Below are 506 nucleotides of genomic sequence, written 5' to 3' on the forward strand. Positions count from 1 at the left end.
GGAGCGGTTCGCGGAGCGCAGGTCGACGCGGTTGACGGTCAGTCACGCGTTCCATTCCTCGCACATGGACGGCATGCTGGCGGATTTCCGGAAGGTCGCCGAGGGCCTGTCGTACAGTGCCCCGCGCATTCCGCTGGTCTCCAACCTGACCGGGGCTCTGGTCACGGACGAGGCGACGTCGGCGAACTTCTGGGTGCGGCATGTCCGTGAGGCCGTGCGTTTCCTGGACGGTGTCCGCGCGCTGGAGGCCGCGGGTGTCACGACGTATGTCGAACTCGGCCCGGACGGTGTGCTGTCGGCGATGGCGCAGGACTGCGTGACCGGTGAAGGCGCCGCCTTCGTCCCTGTCCTGCGCAAGGGCCGTCCCGAGCCGGAGACCGCCGTGACCGCCCTCGCCCACGCCCACACCCGCGGTGTGGCGGTCGACTGGGCCCGGTTCTTCGCCGGGACCGGCGCCCGCCGCGTGGACCTGCCCACCTACGCCTTCCAGCGCGAGCGCTACTGGC

1 protein-coding gene is annotated in these 506 nt (G+C 70.9%); it reads left to right on the forward strand.

Annotated features, from left to right (window positions below):
• On the forward strand, positions 1-506 hold a 506-nt coding region (locus ACP4IX_RS36670), incomplete at both ends, for an acyltransferase domain-containing protein (RefSeq protein WP_426559033.1).

Source organism: Streptomyces sp. WG5, from assembly GCF_049974565.1.
GTDB lineage: Bacteria > Actinomycetota > Actinomycetes > Streptomycetales > Streptomycetaceae > Streptomyces.